The organism is Bradyrhizobium sp. CCGB12, from assembly GCF_024199845.1.
In the GTDB taxonomy this organism is placed as follows: Bacteria; Pseudomonadota; Alphaproteobacteria; order Rhizobiales; family Xanthobacteraceae; genus Bradyrhizobium.
This window is the reverse complement of record NZ_JANADO010000001.1, coordinates 2,204,995-2,222,043: the sequence shown is the minus strand read 5'-3', so window position 1 is coordinate 2,222,043 and position 17,049 is coordinate 2,204,995. Positions and strand designations below refer to the sequence as shown.

Genomic DNA, 17,049 nt, shown 5'->3' with positions numbered 1-17,049 from the left:
TCCAGAATCTGTCCGCGGAGACAGTCTGGATTGCTTCGTCGCAAGGGCTCCTCGCAATGACGGAGTACGTTGGAGCAGCCTGCCCTACCCCGCCAGGTACCGTTCGTAGCTTCCCGTCACCGGCTCGCTGGCATCGACATCAGGATCGAGCGTGTAGAGATCCTGCGCGCGGCCGATGCCGCGCAGCGCGTAGCGGCCGGTGGAGACGAGATAGCGGCGCCCAGTGGCGTCGAGGCCCTTGTAGAATTCCGACGAGGCCAGCAGCTCGCGGTCGACCGAGCGGCTCATCGAAGCGATGCGGCTGACTTCGTTGACGGTCGGCCCGACCACGGTGAAGTCAAGCCGGTCCTCGCTGCCGATATTGCCGTAGAAGACCTCTCCGACATGCAGGCCGATATAGGCCGACGTGGTGGGACGGCCGTCCGCCGCCCGGCGCGCGTTGAGCGCCGACACGTTCTTGCGGAATAGATGCTCCGCCCGTAGTGCAGCGCGGCGCGCCGTCGCCATGTCCTCACCGGTGAACATCGCCAGCACGCCGTCGCCGATCAGCTTCAGCACGTCGCCGCCGGCATCGTGGATCGGGTCGATCACGGCCTGGGCGTAGTCGTTGAGGAACGGAATGATCTCGTCGGGTCCGATGCTCTCGCTGATCCCGGTCGAGCCACGCAAATCCGAATACCAGAGCACGGCGTTGATGCGTTCGGTGACGCCGCGCGAGATGCGCCCGCGCAGCACCTGTTCGGAGGCATCGCGCCCGAGATAGACGCGGCCGAGCGTGCGGGCGATGTCGACCTGCTGCGCCGACTTGATCGCGAGCCCCAGCACTGGAACCAGATCGCGTAGCGCGACAAGCTCCGGCTCGGAGAACCCGCTGTCGCGACGCGTGGTCCAGCAGGAATAGAGGCAGTCCATCAGGCCGAGCGCACCGTTCTCGCCGAAGCGGTGCACGAAGGCGAGATAGTGCTTGTGCCCCTTCTCGGCGAGCTCGCCGATCTGCGAGAAATCCAGCGACGGCGCGTCGGCGAGATCGATCACCATCTCGTCGTGGCCATGCTCGAGCATGTGGAAGAATACCGAGCGGCGCCACTTCTTGTTCGCGTCGCCCTCGGCGGTCGAACCGTATTCGAACGCGTCGCTCTCGTTGCTGGGACGATCGCTCCAGAGGAAGCCGCGGCCCTCATAGATCGGATGCAGCGTGTCGATGACGACGAGCGCACGCGACAGTTCCAGCCCCTCTGCGCGGCAGCGCTCGCAGAAGCCGCGAAGCAGCTCGTTTTCGGGCAGGCCCGTGAGCCCCTGGCCGGTCAGCCAGTTCATCAGCGCAAGGCGCGAGGTCAATTGCATACGCCATTATGGCGTGCATTCGTGACGAGCGAAAGGCGGATGTCCTCATGCAACCAAAGGCTCGCGTTCGCAGCAGGTCGAATATGTCGCAGACGCTGTTGACGCGCTCTTGCTGCAAGCTGCAAATGCAGGCGATGACACAGAAGACCAGAAGCACGGGGACATGAGCCGACGCCAGCTTCCGATCATCCTGGCGCTCGGCACCACGCAGACCCTGGCCTGGGCTTCCAGCTACTATCTGCCGGCGCTGCTCGCCGATCCCATGGCGCACGACCTCGGCATTTCCTCCAACTGGATCTTTGCCGCGTTCTCGGCCTCGCTCGTGATCTCGGCCATGCTCGGCCCGCGCATCGGACGGCAGATCGATCTCGTCGGCGGACGGCAGGTGCTGTCGGCCTCGAACCTGACCATTGCCGCCGGGCTTGTCCTGCTCGGGCTCTCGCAGTCGGTGGCGGTGATGGCGATCGCCTGGCTCGTGCTCGGCATCGGCATGGCGATGGGTCTCTATGATGCCGCCTTCGCCGCGCTGGGGCGCATCTACGGCACCGAGGCGCGCAGGCCCATCACCGGCATCACGCTGATGGCGGGCTTCGCCTCGACGGTCGGCTGGCCGCTCACCGCCTGGGGGCTGTCCCATATCGGCTGGCGCGACACCTGCTTTGCCTGGGCGGCCGCCAATCTCCTGATCGGCCTGCCCCTCAATTTCTTCACGCTGCCGGTGATCACCGGTGCGAAGCAGGCCGCGGCGACCGCCGAGAAGCCGCACTTGCCGCTCGACCGCACCATGATCCTGCTCGCCTTCATCTTCGCCGCGGTCTGGACCGTCACCGGCGCGATGGCCGCGCATTTCCCCCGCATCCTGGAGACGACAGGCGCAACGCCCGTCGAAGCCATCGCAGCCGGCGCGCTGATCGGGCCGGCACAGGTCGGCGCGCGCATGCTTGAAGCGGGTTTCCTCAGCCGCTTCCATCCGCTGTGGTCGACGCGGCTCGCCTGTCTCACCCATCCGATCGGCGCGGTGGTCGTCGCGGTCTTCGGCGGTGCCGCCGCGAGCGCGTTCGCGCTGTTCCACGGCTCGGGCAACGGCATTTTGACGATCGCGCGGGGTACGTTGCCGCTGTCGATCTTCGGGCCGAAGGACTTTGGCTACCGTCTTGGCATCATCGGCGCCCCGGCGCGGATGGCGCAGGCGGTGGCGCCGCTCGCCTTCGGCCTGCTGATCGACATCATGGGCGCCAAGGTGCTGATCGTCTCCTCTGCGCTCAGCCTGTCGGCGCTGGCAGCGCTGTTCCTGATCCGCACGGGGCCGCGGCCGGATTGACCGCCCGGCCGCTTTCGCGCACAAGCGGGCGATGAGCGACGACACTGGTCCGCCCCGGACGTTCAAAGGCCTGCTGCGCTGGGCGACCACGCCGCCGCAGGCCTGGGGCGTCTATCTCCTCGCGGTCCTGCTGGTCTGGCTGGTGTCGTTCTATGCCGGCACGCTGAAGCCGAAGAAGGTGCCGGAAGCGAGCCCGCCCGCGGCGGCCGCGCCACGCAGCTAGGCCGGCTTCGCCTCGCTGGTCGCGATCCAGATGCCGGCGAACACCGCGACGAGCCCGATCAGAAGGTTTGCCGTGATCGGCTCGCCGATCAGCAGCGCCGCCAACAATGTAGCCGCGATCGGGTTGACTGTCATCGTATTGGCAACGCGGGTCGGCGTCGCCCGCGCCAGCGCCATGACCCAGAGGATGAAGGCGAGCGCGCCGCCGCCGGCGCCGAGATAGATACCTGCGATCCATTGTGCCGTCGTGAAATGATCGAGCGCGGCAAAGCTGCCTTTCACCAGACCCGCCAGTACCAGCACGGCGGCGCCCGCGCCCATGCCGACGGTGAGGAAGCCGAGCGCGCTGGAGCGCTTCATCAGCGGCCGCGACAGCACATTGTAGAACGCCATGCAGAACACGGCACCAGTCATGATCAACTCGCCACGCCAGGCGCCGGGTGGGCTCTGCGCGAGGCCCGCGGCGAGCGCGGCCGTCACGCCAAGAACGGCGATCGCGACGCCGATCATCTTGCGCGACGTCAGCCGCTCGACGCCGAGGATGGCCCCGACCACCATGGTGTGGAGCGGCAGCGTCGCCAGCGCAAGACTGGCGCGCGCCGCGGTCGTATAGGATACCGCGATGTTGTAGAGGATGAAGAACAGGCCGAAGAAGCAGATGCCGAGCAGCGCTACGGCCGGCCAATCGGAGCGCTGCGGCCAACGCACGCCGAGCAGCAGCGCGCACGGCAGCAAGCAGAGAAAGCCGATCCCCCAGCGCAGGATCGCCAGCAGGATTGGATCGGCACCGACGACGAGATAACGGGTGATCGCCGCGGCGGTGCCGCCGATGCTGCTCGACACCAGCGCGATTGCAACCCCGAGCCACTCCCCCACGCTTCGCCTCCCGATCCCGGAGCGGCTAGCACATCCCTGCTGCCACCGGTGTGGCAACAGGGGCTCACGCAGAACTAGTCGTAAAACTCCGGTGACATCTTCTGGCTGTCGCGCTGGGCTTTGTCGTGGTTGATCCAGAGCTGCCCTTTTTCCCTGGCGAGCGTGTCGGCGATCTTCTGCATCGAGGCCGCGCTCTGGTCCTTGTTGACGTTCATGCCGGGCACGCGGCGGTTGTCCCAATTGTCCTTGAAGTGCACGGCATCGCCGGACAGGATCACCGCGCCGGTCTTTGGCAGCTTCACCAGCAGCGACTGGTGTCCCGGCGTGTGCCCGGGCGTGGATAGAATGGTCACGCTGCCGTCGCCGAACACGTCCTTGTCGCCCGACAGCTGCTCGACCGGATGTGACGACTTGAAGCGCGGCTCGTTGTTGGCGGCGGGCCAATCATATTCGGCCTTCTGCACGTAGAGCATGGCCTGCGGAAACAGCTCGACATTGCCAATATGGTCCGGATGCGTATGCGAGACGGCCATCGCCTTGATATCATCAGGCTTGAGACCGAGCTGTTCGAGCTGGGCGGCAAGCGTCTTCGGCCGGCGCCAGGTGACGGCCTTGGGATCGGCGGGTGTGAGACCATTGGGCATCGCGGCGACGGAATCGGCAATGCCGGTATCCCACAGGAACCAACCCTTGGCGTGCTTGACGAGATAGCAGCCGTCGACGAAGTCCATCGTCTTGCCCTCGTTCAGTCCGGGCGTCCAGCGCGAGATGTCGCCGGCGGTGCCCTCGCCGCAATTCAGCACATAGAGCTTTTCGACGCCGGACTTTTCCGATTGTGCGAATGCCGCGGGGCTGGATAGAGCGAGTGCGGCGATAGCGAGTGCGAGCGCAATTCTGGACGTCATGTTTGTCCTCTCCTTGTCGGCCTTGTTCAGGCCACGACCGAGATCAACCCCGGCGCGTCCGCAGAATTCCCGCAAAGCCGGTCAATGCGGGCAGGTCTCGACCTCGACGGTGACGTGGCTCAGCCCCTTCAGCCCCGTAAGCCGCCTCTTGTAGACGGCCGGCTGCTTCGGCTGGTCCGACACCACCGAGAGCAGCACGGCGCAGTGGCCGGGCCCGACCTGCCAGAGGTGCAAATCGGTGACGCGATCCTCGCCGATCTCCATCCGCGCCCGGATCACCCGCTCCAGCTTCTCGTCGGCGCGCACGTCGAGCAGCACCGCGCCTGATGACTTGATCAGGCCGAACGCCCAGCTCGCGATCACGGCACTGCCAATCAGGCCGACCGCCGGATCGGCCCAGACCCAGCCTGAAAACATGGCGACGACGAGCGCCGCGATCGCCAGCACCGAGGTCGCCGCATCCGCCATGACGTGGACATAGGCCGCGCGAAGATTGTTGTCGTGGTGATGGTGGTGATGATCGTGGTCGTGGTCATGATCGTCGTGGTGATCATGCGCATGGCTGTGGCCGTGATGGTGATGATCATGACTGCCGCGCAAGAGCCACGCGCTGGCGAGGTTGACGCAAAGCCCGAGAGCTGCGACCGCGATCGCCTCACCATAGACGATCGGCACCGGCGTGATCAGCCGCAGCACGCTCTCATAGGCGATTTCGACGGCGATCAGGCCGAGGATGATGGCGCTGGAGAAGGCGGCGAGATCCCCGAACTTGCCGGTGCCGAAGGTGAAGTGCGCATTCCCCAGATGCCGGCGCGCAAAACGATAGGCAAAGGCGGCGATGCCGAGCGCGGCCGCATGCGTGCCCATGTGCCAGCCGTCGGCCAGCAGCGCCATCGATCCGAACAGCGAGCCGGCGACGATCTCGCCGACCATCATGACCAGCGTCAGGACGACCACGAGCCAGGTGCGCCGCTCATTCTCGTCGTGCTTCTCGCCGAGAAAGGCATGGTCATGGGTCCACTGTTCAATGGAGTGGGAATGCATCGAATTCTCCAGAAGATTCAGCTCTGTTGGCGTGCACTATAGACCGGTGGGCACCAATTCTCTAAGGCCCAATCGTCCCGCGGATTGACAGTTCAGCTTAGTTTAGCTGTAATTGGTCCATGGGGATTTGAGCGATCTCCCCACGAGGCGACATGCCCAAGTATCGCGTCCCGTTCGGTTTATGCGAGGACGCATCATGTCAACGTTCACGACCATATCATCTGACAAATTGGCACGGCTGATCGGCACGGCAAACGCGCCTGTCCTGATCGATGTACGCACTGAGGAGGATTTTGCCGCCGACCGGCGGCTGATCCCAGGCTTCCTCAAGCTCAGCCACGACAATGTGACGGACTGGGGCGGCGACCTCGCAGGCCGCCGGGCCATCGTCTCGTGCCTTCGCGGCGAAAAGCTCGCGCAGGGCACGGCGGCCTGGCTGCGCCAGCTCGGCGTGGAGGCGGAGACGCTGGAGGGCGGCTTCGAGGGCTGGAAGGCGGCAAAGCTGCCGCTGCTCGACTCCCGCAAGCTGCCGCCGCGCGACGCCAAGGGACGCACCATCTGGGTGACCCGGGCACGGCCGAAGGTCGACCGTATCGCCTGCCCCTGGCTGATCCGCCGCTTCGTCGATCCCAACGCGGTGTTCCTCTATGTGGCACCGTCCGAGGTGGTCGCCGTCGGCGAACGCTTCGGTGCAGCGCCCTTCGACATCGAGAACGTGTTCTGGAGCCACCGCGGCGAGCTCTGCACTTTCGACGTCATGATCGAGGAATTCGGCATCGCGACGCCGCCTTTGCTCCGGCTCGCGACGCTGGTGCGCGGCGCCGACACCGCGCGGCCGGATCTCGCGCCGGAGGCGCCCGGACTGCTCGCGGCCTCGCTCGGGCTGTCGCGGATGTACGATGACGATCTCGAGCAGCTCGAGGCCGGCATGCTGCTCTATGATGCCTTCTACCGCTGGTGCCGCGATGCGACGGCCGAGACCCACAACTGGCCGACCAACAAGGTGAAGGCGTAATGGATACCCGTAGCGACCAGGCTGAAGCTGATGCCGGTCACGGCATCAGCTTCGGCGAGGCCTTTCACGTCTGGCTCCGCGTCGCGTCCTTGAGCTTCGGCGGGCCCGCGGGCCAGATCGCGGTCATGCACCGGATCCTGGTCGAGGAGAAGAAGTGGATCTCCGAGGCACGTTTCCTGCACGCGCTGAACTACTGCATGCTGCTGCCGGGACCTGAGGCGCAGCAGCTCGCGACCTATATCGGCTGGCTGATGCATCGCACCGCCGGCGGGCTGATGGCGGGCGGGCTGTTCATCCTTCCCGGCATCATCGCCATCATGGGCCTCAGCTACATCTACGCCGTCTACGGCAATGTCAGCTTCGTCGAGGCGCTGTTCTTCGGGCTCAAAGCCGCCGTGCTCGCCATCGTCGTCGAGGCCGTGGTGCGCGTCGGCAAGCGCGCGCTGAAGAACCGCATCATGATCGCGCTCGCGGCCGCGGCCTTCGTCGCGATCTTCTTCTTTGCGGTCCCCTTCCCGATCATCATCATCGCCGCCGGCGTGATCGGCTATGCCGGTGCGCGCGCCGGTCGGCCGGAATTCGCTCCCGCCGGTCATGGCCATGGCGGGAGCACAGCTCTCATCGACAGCATGCTCGGCGAAGCCGTGCCCGAGCACGTGCGTCCCAACACCGCGCGCACGATCCTCGTCGGTGCGGTGTGGCTTGCGCTCTGGCTCGTGCCGGTGGCCGCGCTGCTTTTGATCCTCGGGCAGGCCAGCGTGTTCAGCCAGATCGCGCTGTTCTTCTCGAAGATGGCGCTGGTCACCTTTGGCGGCGCCTACGCCGTGCTGGCCTATGTCGCCCAGCAGGCGGTCGAGCACTATCACTGGCTGAAGCCGCACGAGATGCTGGACGGCCTCGGCATGGCCGAGACCACGCCGGGCCCGCTGATCATGGTGCTCCAGTTCGTGGGCTTTATGGCAGCCTATCGCGATGCAAGCGGCTTGTCGCCAATGCTCGCGGCCACGTTCGGCGGCCTGCTCGCGACCTGGGTCACCTTCACGCCCTGCTTCCTCTGGATCTTCGTCGGCGCGCCCTATATCGAGCGCCTGCGCGGCAACACCGGTCTTGCCGGTGCTCTCAGTGCAATCACCGCCGCTGTCGTCGGCGTGATCCTCAACCTCTCGATCTGGTTCGCGCTGCACACGCTGTTCCGCGAGACCGTGCCGGTGCACGCGTTTCCGTTGGATTTCGATATGCCCGTGCTGAAGAGCGTCGATATTCCTGCACTCGTGCTATCGATCGCGGCAGCAACCGCGATCTTCCGCTTCAAGCTCGGCATGCTGACAGTACTCGCGGGCAGCTGCGCCGCCGGCGTGGCGTTGCGAGTGGTGGGGGTGATCTAAGTCGCGGACTTGCGTCCGCCCTCGCAGCCACCGCTCAGAACCTTCGCAAGCTGGCCAAGCTGATCCCGATGCAAACCCTCAAGCCCGCATAAGGGCCAGCAAAGCCGTAATTGCGGACCTTGGCGGCGCCGAAGTGGCGTCTGCTTCATGATCGAGAGACAACGTCTCTTTTAGCGCCAGATTGAGCGGATAGCAGCCACTTCAATTCGTCGTGGTCTTGCCGCCACGCATGGACACGAGCTTTTCCTCACGAAATCGGAGAATGAGCCATGCGGTCTCATCAAAACCGTCTGCGAGCTTTCCCTGGTGAGAATACACGATCTGAGCAGCTTCCGACTTCGACGGCGGTCCCAGCGCCGCGACTACCTCCAAACGCGACATACCTAATTGCAGCTTGCCGTCGAAGACGAGGGGCGCGAAGTTTTCCGGGATGATGGCGCAATCGGTCGAGGTCTCGGTGTCTTTCTCAGTGAGCTCTTCAACGACTTCTGTGACGAAATGGTCCGGGCCGCCCATCTCTCCGCTGGACACGACCCATAGTCGATGCTGCGCGCGCCTGTAGCACAGCCAATAGACACTATCTCCGGCGTCGCCCTGATGTTGGATGGCCCCTTTGCCCACGGCTTCGCGAACCGCGCCGAGCCGGGTCTTCTCGAAGCGGCCGGCGAATGCGCCTAGCGAAAAGCGGGTCGCCAATCTCTTCACGACTGTCGGAGGCACGCGCTCGAACGCATGTTCGCTGACTGGGGGCGGAGGTGTCTGCGCGGAGCAGCCGTCCGCGGGGATCGCGAAAAGGAGAAGCAATAAGAAGAGCGTCTTTCGACCATCAACTCCGAATTGCCTTACATTGAAGGTTGAGCGCTTCTGCATAGCTCAATTGCTCATCACTTTGGGCTCAAAGCTTTCTTCAATCGCCCGATTCGCTTCTGGAGCGTCGGGATCTAGCCTATCGCTATTTCCCCGAACCCTCTTCCGACCCTTGGTCGGGGTCACAATTCAAATGGTTCATACACGCACTCGGTCAGCTTCCGGTGCGGGTCCAAGAAGCCGTCGATGCCGGCCGGGCGGAGCGACTTCCGCTTTGTCCTCGAAATCTGACGTTTATGAGTACACGCCCTCCAGGCGAAAGCTCACCATGGACGCGCACTCCGGTCGGACAAAACAGCCGCGGACACCCGGCGGCACCGCCTGTCAAGCCCATCGTCGCAAATATTCCACTTTACCGAAATTCGGATTTGTCGTACAAGCGAAACACCCTGGCCCGAGACAAGGGGCGGATCGCGATCGTCACGAACCGCGGGCTGGGCAGCGATGGACGCGACGGCGTCGGGCGTAACAGGCATTGCAGGGCGGCTTCGGCCGTGAGCAATCGCTTCGCGCCGACGACACGACGCCGACAGTGTCTTCGCATGGCTTCGGGCGTGAGCACACGCCAGCTCTCGAAGCGACATGCGAAGACGTGCGCGGACGGAGAAGTCGTGTGGTCCTGACGCCCGGGGTCTGTGCGTCAAGGCTTGCGGTGATGTGGCGGCCCAACCGGGCGCGCGCGTCAGCCATCCGCAAGGCGACGGGGGCAATAGTGCATCGCTCCCCGGGGAGAGCACGAAGGACACCGTTAAAACCATTCGCGCAGGGAAGGCCGGGCGACCGGCAGCACCTGTGGTCCACCCCGTGTGCATTTCTGTCGCGCACGGACTTGCGGGTGCCCGCCGGCGCCCGGCCTTCCCTGCGCCCTCGGCTTTCCGAGGGCGGCACGTGGAGCAAAACTCGGGCGAGGCGCGCCGCGAGAATGCGACGGTCTGTCTGCTGTTTGAAATGCGAATTGGAGAGCGATGACCCGCCATTTGATCCGTCATTGCGAGGAGCCCTTGCGACGAAGCAATCCAGAGTCCCTCCGCGGAAAGATCCTGGATTGTGTCGCTGCGCTCGCAATGACGCGGAGGGAGCCGCGAGCACCACCTCACCGTCACTCTGCTGCGCGAGCTGGTGCAGCAGCCGCCTACCGCATCATCATCCGCGCGATTGCCTCGCCAATCACCACCGTCGTGAAGTGGGTGTTGGCGCGACAGTCGGATGGCATGATCGAGGCGTCGGCGACGCGCAGGCCCGCGATGCCTTTCACCGTGCCGTCAGGATTGACCACGCCATCGGCATCCCCGAAGCCGCTCATGCGGCAACTGCCCGCGGCATGCTGGATGTCGCCGGTCTCACGGCGCAGCAGCGCATCGAGCTCGTGAACCGGCAAGGCCGCAGCTTGCGGCAGAGTCAGATCTGTGTCGGTCAACCTGATCCAGTCGGCGATCCCTGATAGCGCCGGCTGCGAGGTGATCACGGCAAGACGCTTCACCGCATCCATCATGCGCAGCATGTCGCGGGGATCAGCCAGCATGTTCTCCTCGACAACAGGATCGATCGCGGGGTCGGTCGAAGCGAGCTTGAGCGTGCCGCGCGAATAGGCGTTGAACAGCCCGGCCCCGATCGCCCCGGGCATGCCGATGCCGCGGTGGTTGAAGGCGATCAGGATCATGTCGCGCTTGCCGCCATCGGAGAGGCCCGAGGAATAGGTCACGCAGCAATTGGTGTGGCGGGTGTCGGGATCGGTGGGCCGGAGATGTTCGTGGAGCTGAATGGTGGCGCGAAACAACGGGTGGTCGAAGAAGTGCTTGCCCACCGGCAAATCGTGCTCCACCGCAATCCCCATCGCCTTCAATTCCTCCGCCGGCCCGATGCCCGAGCGCAGCAGGATCGCCGGGCTGTGGATCGCGCCGGCGCAGAGCACGATCTGGCGCGCGCTGATCTCGTGGGTGCTCTGCCCCTCGATATGGACGCGCAGGCCAGTCGCCCGGCCGTCGCTGATCAGCACGCGATCGACCAGCGCATGGCCGCGAATTTCGAGATTGGCGCGGCCGCGCGCGGGCTCGAGATAGCCCTCATTGGTCGTGATGCGGCGGCTGTCGCGGCTGTTGATGGGATAGCAGGCGACGCCCTCGCCATCGGGGCCGTTGAGGTCGGCGCACCAGGGATAGCCGCTCGCCAGCGCCGCATCGCGCAAGCCGCGATCGATCGGCCCCCATTCTTGCGGAGGCGCGCGATAGACCGGCAGCGGCCCGCCGCGTCCGTGGCCTGCTGCGTCGCCGAATTCCAGATCGTCCTCGATCACGGAGAACAGCGGCATCACCTCCCTGGCCGACCAGCCGGTGCAGCCATGGGCGGCCCATTGGTCGAATGCGTCGGCAACGCCGCGGATGGCGATCTGGCCGTTCATCATCGATGAGCCGCCGAGCCCCTTGCCGCGCCAATAGAAGCGCGGCTCCTGCTCCGCCACCCGGCGCGTCAGGAGATCGGGCCACTGCCATTTCTCCTGGTACTCGCGCTTGTGGATGATCGGGATGGGATTCGGCGTCCTCACCTCCCAGGGCGCATCAATGGCGCGCCAATCCAGCCCCGCTTCGAGCAGCAGGACGCGCCGTGCGGGATCCTCGGAGAGCCGCGCCGCAACCGCGGCGCCGGCGGAGCCGCCGCCGACGACAATGACATCGTACATCGCATTACTTCTCGACGATTCAGAAGACGGGGGTGGCAGAGGGTATCAGGCCGCGCAAGGGGCGCGCGGACCAGCCGGGCGAACTCCCCCACGGCGAGCCCGGATCATCAAGGGCGCCAGCGCCGACGCCATAGACGCTCAAGCCGTCCCTCTTGGCCCGGCGCATTAGCGGACTCGCAAAACGCGGGCCGGATCTACAGATGACGGCGTCCATTTCCACAACAAACAGAATATCTTGGCCCGTCGAGGACCCCATTTAGAATAATTCTAATTCTCGGCATTTAAAATTATTCGACGCCGGTTTAATTTTTTATTAATTTATTTAATACTCAACCGGGAGTCCTTCCCGCCCAGCTGTGCCGCGACGAGGTTGCCATGCAAGACAACAATTCCTTCTTTGGCGTCGGACAATCGCGTGTCGAGACAGCCAAAAAAAGGTTGCGGGAATCAGGCCAAAGAATTGGCAGCGCCGCAATTGGACAAATCGCTCCGGGCACTGCGTTGTATCGCCGCACGTCCATGGACATAAATCTCGCGAACATTCCTTGCGGGGGATCTTTGGCGAACGTGCCGCCGATCTCTTCGAGCGGCAGCGTGGACCGTCCGCCTTTGCAGAGCGGCAACATCGATACGTTACCGGGCGCCGCTGAGCCTCCGGCTTCGAGTTCGCTTACAAATCACTGGCCGGCTCAATCCGCGAATGCCGTGTCAGAGGCTGGCTCCGCGCCTCCGGTATCCATGACCCTGCCGGCAAGCGGCAGTCCTTGCTGTGGCACGTGCGGCTACGTCAACTGCCCACTCCAGGTGCTCGCACAGACCCCAGCCAGCAAGCATAGTGCTCTGGCAGGTCAATCCTACGGTGCAGGCGCACCGGGTGCCGCCGATCACATCGCGACGGGTTCATCGGGCCTTCCAACCGCTTCGATGAGCGACCCGATGTCCACGGTGAATGTCGTGCCCGTGACGAACTGGAATGGCGCGTTGCCCGGCGGCGGAAGCGGCACTGGACCAGTTGGACAGATCGGAATCCTGGCCGGCCCCGTTACGACTGCGGTCGCGCCGCAGACCGCGGCGGCAACCCTGCTGGCAGCGCCCACCGCGATCAACCCCATCGTGCTGGAAAATCAAAAGCCCGGTAATCCGGAGAGCGAGTGGGGAATCGATGGCGCGGGTGACTCGAACATCGAAGGCTTCGCGACCGACATCAGCGTGGACCACGGCACGACCGTCAGCTTCAAGATCAATACGGATTCAGATCACTACAGGATCGATATCTATCGCCTGGGCTATTATGGCGGCATGGGCGCCAGAAAAGTTGCGTCGATCGATCACACCGGCGTCCAGTCTCAGCCGGCGCCGCTGACTGACCCGACCACGGGACTGGTCGACGCGGGCAATTGGTCTGTCTCGGCATCGTGGGACGTTCCAGCGGACGCCGTATCGGGGGTGTACATCGCGAAACTGACTCGCTTGGACGGTACTTCAGGCGAGAACCAGATTCCGTTCATCGTGCGCGATGACAGCAGTCACAGCGATATCGTGTTCCAAACTTCCGACGAAACCTGGCAGGCCTACAACGGCTGGGGCGGCGCGAATTTCTATGGCGGCGATGGTCCGGCGCAAGGTCAGGGTGCCGGACGGGCCTATGCGGTCAGCTATAACCGGCCCATCGCGACGCGTGGCGGCGTTGGAACATACGCCGGTCCCCAGGACTACCTCTTCGGCGCCGAGTATTCGGCAATCTCCTGGCTGGAGGAGAACGGCTACGACGTCTCCTACATGAGCGGGCTCGACGTCGACCGTTACGGCAGTCTGTTGCTGAACCACAAGGTCTACCTTGACGCCGGTCACGACGAATATTGGTCAGGTCAGCAGCGGGCGAATGTCGAAGCCGCGCGCGACGCCGGTGTCAACCTGGAGTTCTGGAGCGGAAACGAGGTCTACTGGCGGACGCGTTGGGGCAACAGCATCAGCAGCGACGGTACGCCTTACCGCACCTTGATCAGCTACAAGGAAACCTGGGCAAACGCTCCGATCGATCCCACCGACCAGTGGACGGGCACGTTCCGCGACCCGCGCTTCAGCCCACCTGCTGTTGGTGGTGGCGACCCGGAAAATTCACTCACCGGTACGCTGTTCCAGGTCGACGACGTCGGCACAAACCTGGGTACGATTACGATTCCCTACGCGGACGCTGACTTACGCTTCTGGCGAAACACCAGCATCGCGGACCTGCAGCCTGGTCAGACAGCGTCGTTGAACACAAACTACCTCGGCTATGAATGGGACACAGCGCCCGACAACGGCTTCGATCCGGCTGGGCTGGTGCGGCTTTCCTCAACGACGGTTGACGTCAGCACTTATCTTCTCGACTACGGAAGCACGGTCGGTCCGGGAACTGCGACGCACAACCTCACACTGTATCGAGCCCCCAGCGGCGCATTGGTTTTCGGCGCGGGGACGGTCTATTGGCCCTGGGCACTCAGCGCCAACCACGACAAGGAAGAGACCCCGGTCGATCCGCGCGTCCAGCAGGCAATGGTCAACCTGTTCGCCGATATGGGCGTTCAACCGGGAACGCTTCAATCGGGGCTGATCACTGGGCAACCTTCGACCGACCATACCGCACCGGTTTCCGTCATCAACGACCCGGGCACGGTGACCGCGCAGAGCTCTGTCACGATCACCGGCACGGCGACAGACGTTGGGGGCGTCATCGCTGGCGTGGAAATTTCAACCGATAATGGCGCGAGCTGGCATCCGGTAACAGGAGAGGCAACATGGACCTACGCCTGGTCCCCTCAGGTTGCCGGCACCTACACCATTCTCACGCGCGCCGTTGACGACAGTATCAATCTGGAAACGCCGTCGGCGGGGCGCACGGTCACCGTCACTGCGCCCTCCTATCTCACGCTGTTTTCGGGCTCGGCGACTCCTGCGACTCTGAACACCCTCGACGCCAGCCCTGTCGAGCTAGGCGTCAGGTTCGATTCCTCTGTCGCGGGTACCGTTAGCGGTATTCGCTTCTACAAGAGCAGTGAGGATACCGGGACCCACACCGGCGAGCTTTGGTCAAGTACAGGTGTGGAGCTCGCTACGGTCACCTTCACAAATGAAACAGCGAGTGGCTGGCAGAGCGCCCTTTTTTCCACACCGGTGACTATCACTCCTGGAACGATCTACACCGTCTCGTATCACACCGACGTCGGCCACTACTCCAATACGAATAATTATTTCACGACGGACGTGACCAATGGTCCATTGACTGCACCTGCTCAGGGCAACGGCGTCTACGCCTATGGCAGCAGCGCTCTGTACCCGACCAATACGTACCAGTCGACAAACTTCTGGGTGGACGTCATGTTCAACCCATCCACGGGGATGACCAATGTCGCGCCAGTGGCCGTCGGCGATTCCGGAGTTGTGACCACGCAAGGCACGGCTGTCACCATCACGGCGGCGTCCCTGACCGCCAATGACAGCGATGCTAATGGTGACGCCCTGACGATTACGGCCGTGAGCGGCGCCGTACATGGCACCGTGGTGCTCAACACCCAACCCAACCCGGCAAACAACACCATTACCTTTACGCCGGACGCAGGCTACCTTGGAGCGGCAGCTTTTAGTTACACGATTTCGGACGGACGAGGAGGAACGGCCACCGCCAACGTCGACTTGAATGTCGTCGCACCGGGATCGCAGCCGGTCAGCCTCTTCAGTGCAGCCGATACGCCGCAGCAAGTCAGCTTGAATGACGGCACCCCCCTCGAGGTCGGCATGAAGTTCACCTCGTCGGCGGCTGGCAACATCACCGCACTGAAGTTCTACCGCAGCGCCGGCGACACCGGCCCCGACCTGCTCGACTTGTGGAGTGCGACCGGCACGAAGCTTGCCAGCGCCACTTTCAGCAACACGTCAGCAAGCGGCTGGCAGACCGTGACCCTGGCAACGCCGGTCTCCATCGCGGCCAACACCACCTATGTCGTCTCCTACCACACCAATGGCAGCTACGTGGTGACCAACAACTACTTCACCTCCGCCGTCACCAACGGAGTATTGACCGCGCCGTCGACCACCACGGCCGGCGGCAACGGCGTCTATGCCTACGGCGGCACAAGCGCCGCCGGCATCTTCCCGACCAACACCTGGAACGCCAGCAACTACTGGGCAGACGTCGTCTTCTCCACGAGCGGCGGTACCCCCAGCAATACGACGCCGACCGCCGTTGCCGACACGGGCAATGCGACCGAGAAAGGAGGCCTTGCCAATGGGTCCGGCGGCTCGCCGGCGAGCGGCAACGTCCTCACCAACGATACCGATCCGGATGCCGGCGACACCAAAACGGTCACTGCCGTCAGCTTCGGCACCAGCAACGGCACGTTCGGCGCGGCGCTCGCCGGTGCGCATGGCAGCATCATTTTCGATGCCGCCGGCAACTACACCTACACCGTCAACGAGACCGATTCCGCCGTGCAGGCCTTGCGGCAGTCGACCGACACGCTGTCGGATGTCTTCAACTATACGATGCGGGATTCGGCCGGCGCCATGTCATCGACGACGCTGACGATCAACATTCACGGCGCCAACGACGCGCCGGTGCTGGCTAATCAGACCGCCGGCCAGAACGCCGTCGTCGGCTCGGCGTTTTCGCTCGCGCTGCCGGCCGGCACCTTCACTGATGTCGACGCCGGCGACAGCCTCACCTATGCGGCGACGGCCTCCGACGGCTCTGCGCTTCCCACCTGGCTGACATTCGACCCGGCAACGCGAACGTTCAGTGGCACGCCGGGCTCCGCCAATGTCGGCACGTTCAGTGTCAAGGCGTCCGCCACCGACCTCGGCGGCCTCGCGGCCAGTGAGACATTCAACATCGACGTAACGGCGACACAACAGGTGGTCAGCCTGTTCAGCTCGTCCACGCCGGTGCACAATGAATACAATGACGGCTCGCCGCTTGAACTGGGCGTCAAGTTCACCTCGTCGATGGCCGGCGACATCACCGCGCTCAAGTTCTACCGCAGTGCCAACGACACCGGACCCGACCTGCTCGACTTGTGGAGCGCAACCGGCACCAAGCTCGCCAGCGTCACCTTCACCAACACGTCGGCGAGTGGCTGGCAGACCGTGTCGTTGCCGACGCCAGTCGCGATCGCGGCCGACACCACCTACGTCGCCTCGTACCACACCGACGGCGCCTATGTGGCGACCAACAACTTCTTCGCCAATCCGGTCACAAGCGGTTCGCTGACGGCGCCGTCCACCACCGCGGCCGGGGGCAACGGCGTCTATGCCTACGGCGGCACCGGCAGCGAAGGACTGTTTCCGTCGAACAGCTTCAGTGCCAACAACTATTGGGCAGATGTTGTGTTTCGACCGCAACTTGCGGGCTAGAT

11 protein-coding genes are annotated in these 17,049 nt (G+C 64.1%); 5 read left to right on the top strand and 6 right to left on the bottom strand.

The genetic code is table 11. The annotated features are described in order from the left end of the window. Nucleotides 1–84 precede the first annotated feature (84 nt). A complete protein-coding gene (locus NLM27_RS10680) occupies nucleotides 85–1,344 on the bottom strand; it encodes an adenylate/guanylate cyclase domain-containing protein (protein WP_254143271.1) in 1,260 nt (419 codons plus the stop codon). A 163-nt stretch (nucleotides 1,345–1,507) separates the two neighbouring features. On the opposite strand from NLM27_RS10680, the gene NLM27_RS10675 reads away from it, so the two are divergent. Both NLM27_RS10675 and NLM27_RS10670 read left to right on the top strand, forming a co-directional pair. After that, entirely contained in the window at nucleotides 1,508–2,665 is a 1,158-nt protein-coding gene (locus tag NLM27_RS10675; RefSeq protein ID WP_254143270.1) for an MFS transporter, read from the top strand. A gap of 31 nt (nucleotides 2,666–2,696) precedes the next feature. Beyond that, entirely contained in the window at nucleotides 2,697–2,888 is a 192-nt protein-coding gene (locus NLM27_RS10670) for a hypothetical protein (RefSeq protein ID WP_254143269.1), read from the top strand. On the opposite strand, the gene NLM27_RS10665 is transcribed toward NLM27_RS10670, so the two are convergent. The 3 genes from NLM27_RS10665 to dmeF all read right to left on the bottom strand — a co-directional run bounded on the left by NLM27_RS10665 (nucleotide 2,885) and on the right by dmeF (nucleotide 5,712). After that, nucleotides 2,885–3,763 (bottom strand): DMT family transporter, encoded by an 879-nt coding sequence (locus NLM27_RS10665; RefSeq protein WP_254143268.1) that lies wholly within the window; start codon nucleotides 3,761–3,763, stop codon nucleotides 2,885–2,887. The two genes, NLM27_RS10670 and NLM27_RS10665, sit on opposite strands and share 4 nt — an antisense overlap. A 74-nt stretch (nucleotides 3,764–3,837) precedes the next feature. After that, a complete protein-coding gene (locus NLM27_RS10660) occupies nucleotides 3,838–4,668 on the bottom strand; it encodes an N-acyl homoserine lactonase family protein (RefSeq protein ID WP_254143267.1) in 831 nt (276 codons plus the stop codon). 81 nt (nucleotides 4,669–4,749) lie between these two features. Further along, entirely contained in the window at nucleotides 4,750–5,712 is a 963-nt protein-coding gene (dmeF, locus tag NLM27_RS10655; RefSeq protein ID WP_254143266.1) for a CDF family Co(II)/Ni(II) efflux transporter DmeF, read from the bottom strand. 196 nt (nucleotides 5,713–5,908) lie between these two features. Between dmeF and NLM27_RS10650 the strand changes: the two genes are divergently transcribed. Further along, nucleotides 5,909–6,727: a chromate resistance protein ChrB domain-containing protein gene (locus NLM27_RS10650; RefSeq protein ID WP_254143265.1), complete on the top strand. Its 819-nt coding sequence runs from the start codon at nucleotides 5,909–5,911 to the stop codon at nucleotides 6,725–6,727. Further along, nucleotides 6,727–8,112, top strand: a complete 1,386-nt coding sequence (gene chrA, locus NLM27_RS10645; RefSeq protein ID WP_254143264.1) for a chromate efflux transporter — start codon at nucleotides 6,727–6,729, stop codon at nucleotides 8,110–8,112. Before NLM27_RS10650 ends, chrA begins: the two co-directional genes overlap by 1 nt. A 201-nt stretch (nucleotides 8,113–8,313) precedes the next feature. On the opposite strand, the gene NLM27_RS10640 is transcribed toward chrA, so the two are convergent. Together NLM27_RS10640 and NLM27_RS10635 are read right to left on the bottom strand one after the other, a co-directional pair. Further along, entirely contained in the window at nucleotides 8,314–8,982 is a 669-nt protein-coding gene (locus NLM27_RS10640) for a hypothetical protein (RefSeq protein WP_254143263.1), read from the bottom strand. A gap of 1,129 nt (nucleotides 8,983–10,111) precedes the next feature. Continuing rightward, nucleotides 10,112–11,656 carry a GMC family oxidoreductase gene (locus NLM27_RS10635; protein WP_254143262.1) on the bottom strand — a complete coding sequence of 515 codons (1,545 nt, stop codon included), beginning with the start codon at nucleotides 11,654–11,656 and terminating at the stop codon, nucleotides 10,112–10,114. A 594-nt stretch (nucleotides 11,657–12,250) separates the two neighbouring features. On the opposite strand from NLM27_RS10635, the gene NLM27_RS10630 reads away from it, so the two are divergent. After that, a complete protein-coding gene (locus tag NLM27_RS10630) occupies nucleotides 12,251–17,047 on the top strand; it encodes a DUF4082 domain-containing protein (RefSeq protein ID WP_375142316.1) in 4,797 nt (1,598 codons plus the stop codon). Nucleotides 17,048–17,049 lie beyond the last annotated feature (2 nt).

What these genes read in the sequence shown, in the direction of transcription:
- NLM27_RS10680 (WP_254143271.1), bottom strand. Translation starts at nt 1,344, where the DNA reads ATGCAATTGACCTCGCGCCTTGCGCTGATGAACTGGCTGACCGGCCAG.
- NLM27_RS10675 (WP_254143270.1), top strand. Translation starts at nt 1,508, where the DNA reads ATGAGCCGACGCCAGCTTCCGATCATCCTGGCGCTCGGCACCACGCAG.
- NLM27_RS10670 (WP_254143269.1), top strand. Translation starts at nt 2,697, where the DNA reads ATGAGCGACGACACTGGTCCGCCCCGGACGTTCAAAGGCCTGCTGCGC.
- NLM27_RS10660 (WP_254143267.1), bottom strand. Translation starts at nt 4,668, where the DNA reads ATGACGTCCAGAATTGCGCTCGCACTCGCTATCGCCGCACTCGCTCTA.
- dmeF (WP_254143266.1), bottom strand. Translation starts at nt 5,712, where the DNA reads ATGCATTCCCACTCCATTGAACAGTGGACCCATGACCATGCCTTTCTC.
- NLM27_RS10650 (WP_254143265.1), top strand. Translation starts at nt 5,909, where the DNA reads ATGTCAACGTTCACGACCATATCATCTGACAAATTGGCACGGCTGATC.
- chrA (WP_254143264.1), top strand. Translation starts at nt 6,727, where the DNA reads ATGGATACCCGTAGCGACCAGGCTGAAGCTGATGCCGGTCACGGCATC.
- NLM27_RS10640 (WP_254143263.1), bottom strand. Translation starts at nt 8,982, where the DNA reads ATGCAGAAGCGCTCAACCTTCAATGTAAGGCAATTCGGAGTTGATGGT.
- NLM27_RS10635 (WP_254143262.1), bottom strand. Translation starts at nt 11,656, where the DNA reads ATGTACGATGTCATTGTCGTCGGCGGCGGCTCCGCCGGCGCCGCGGTT.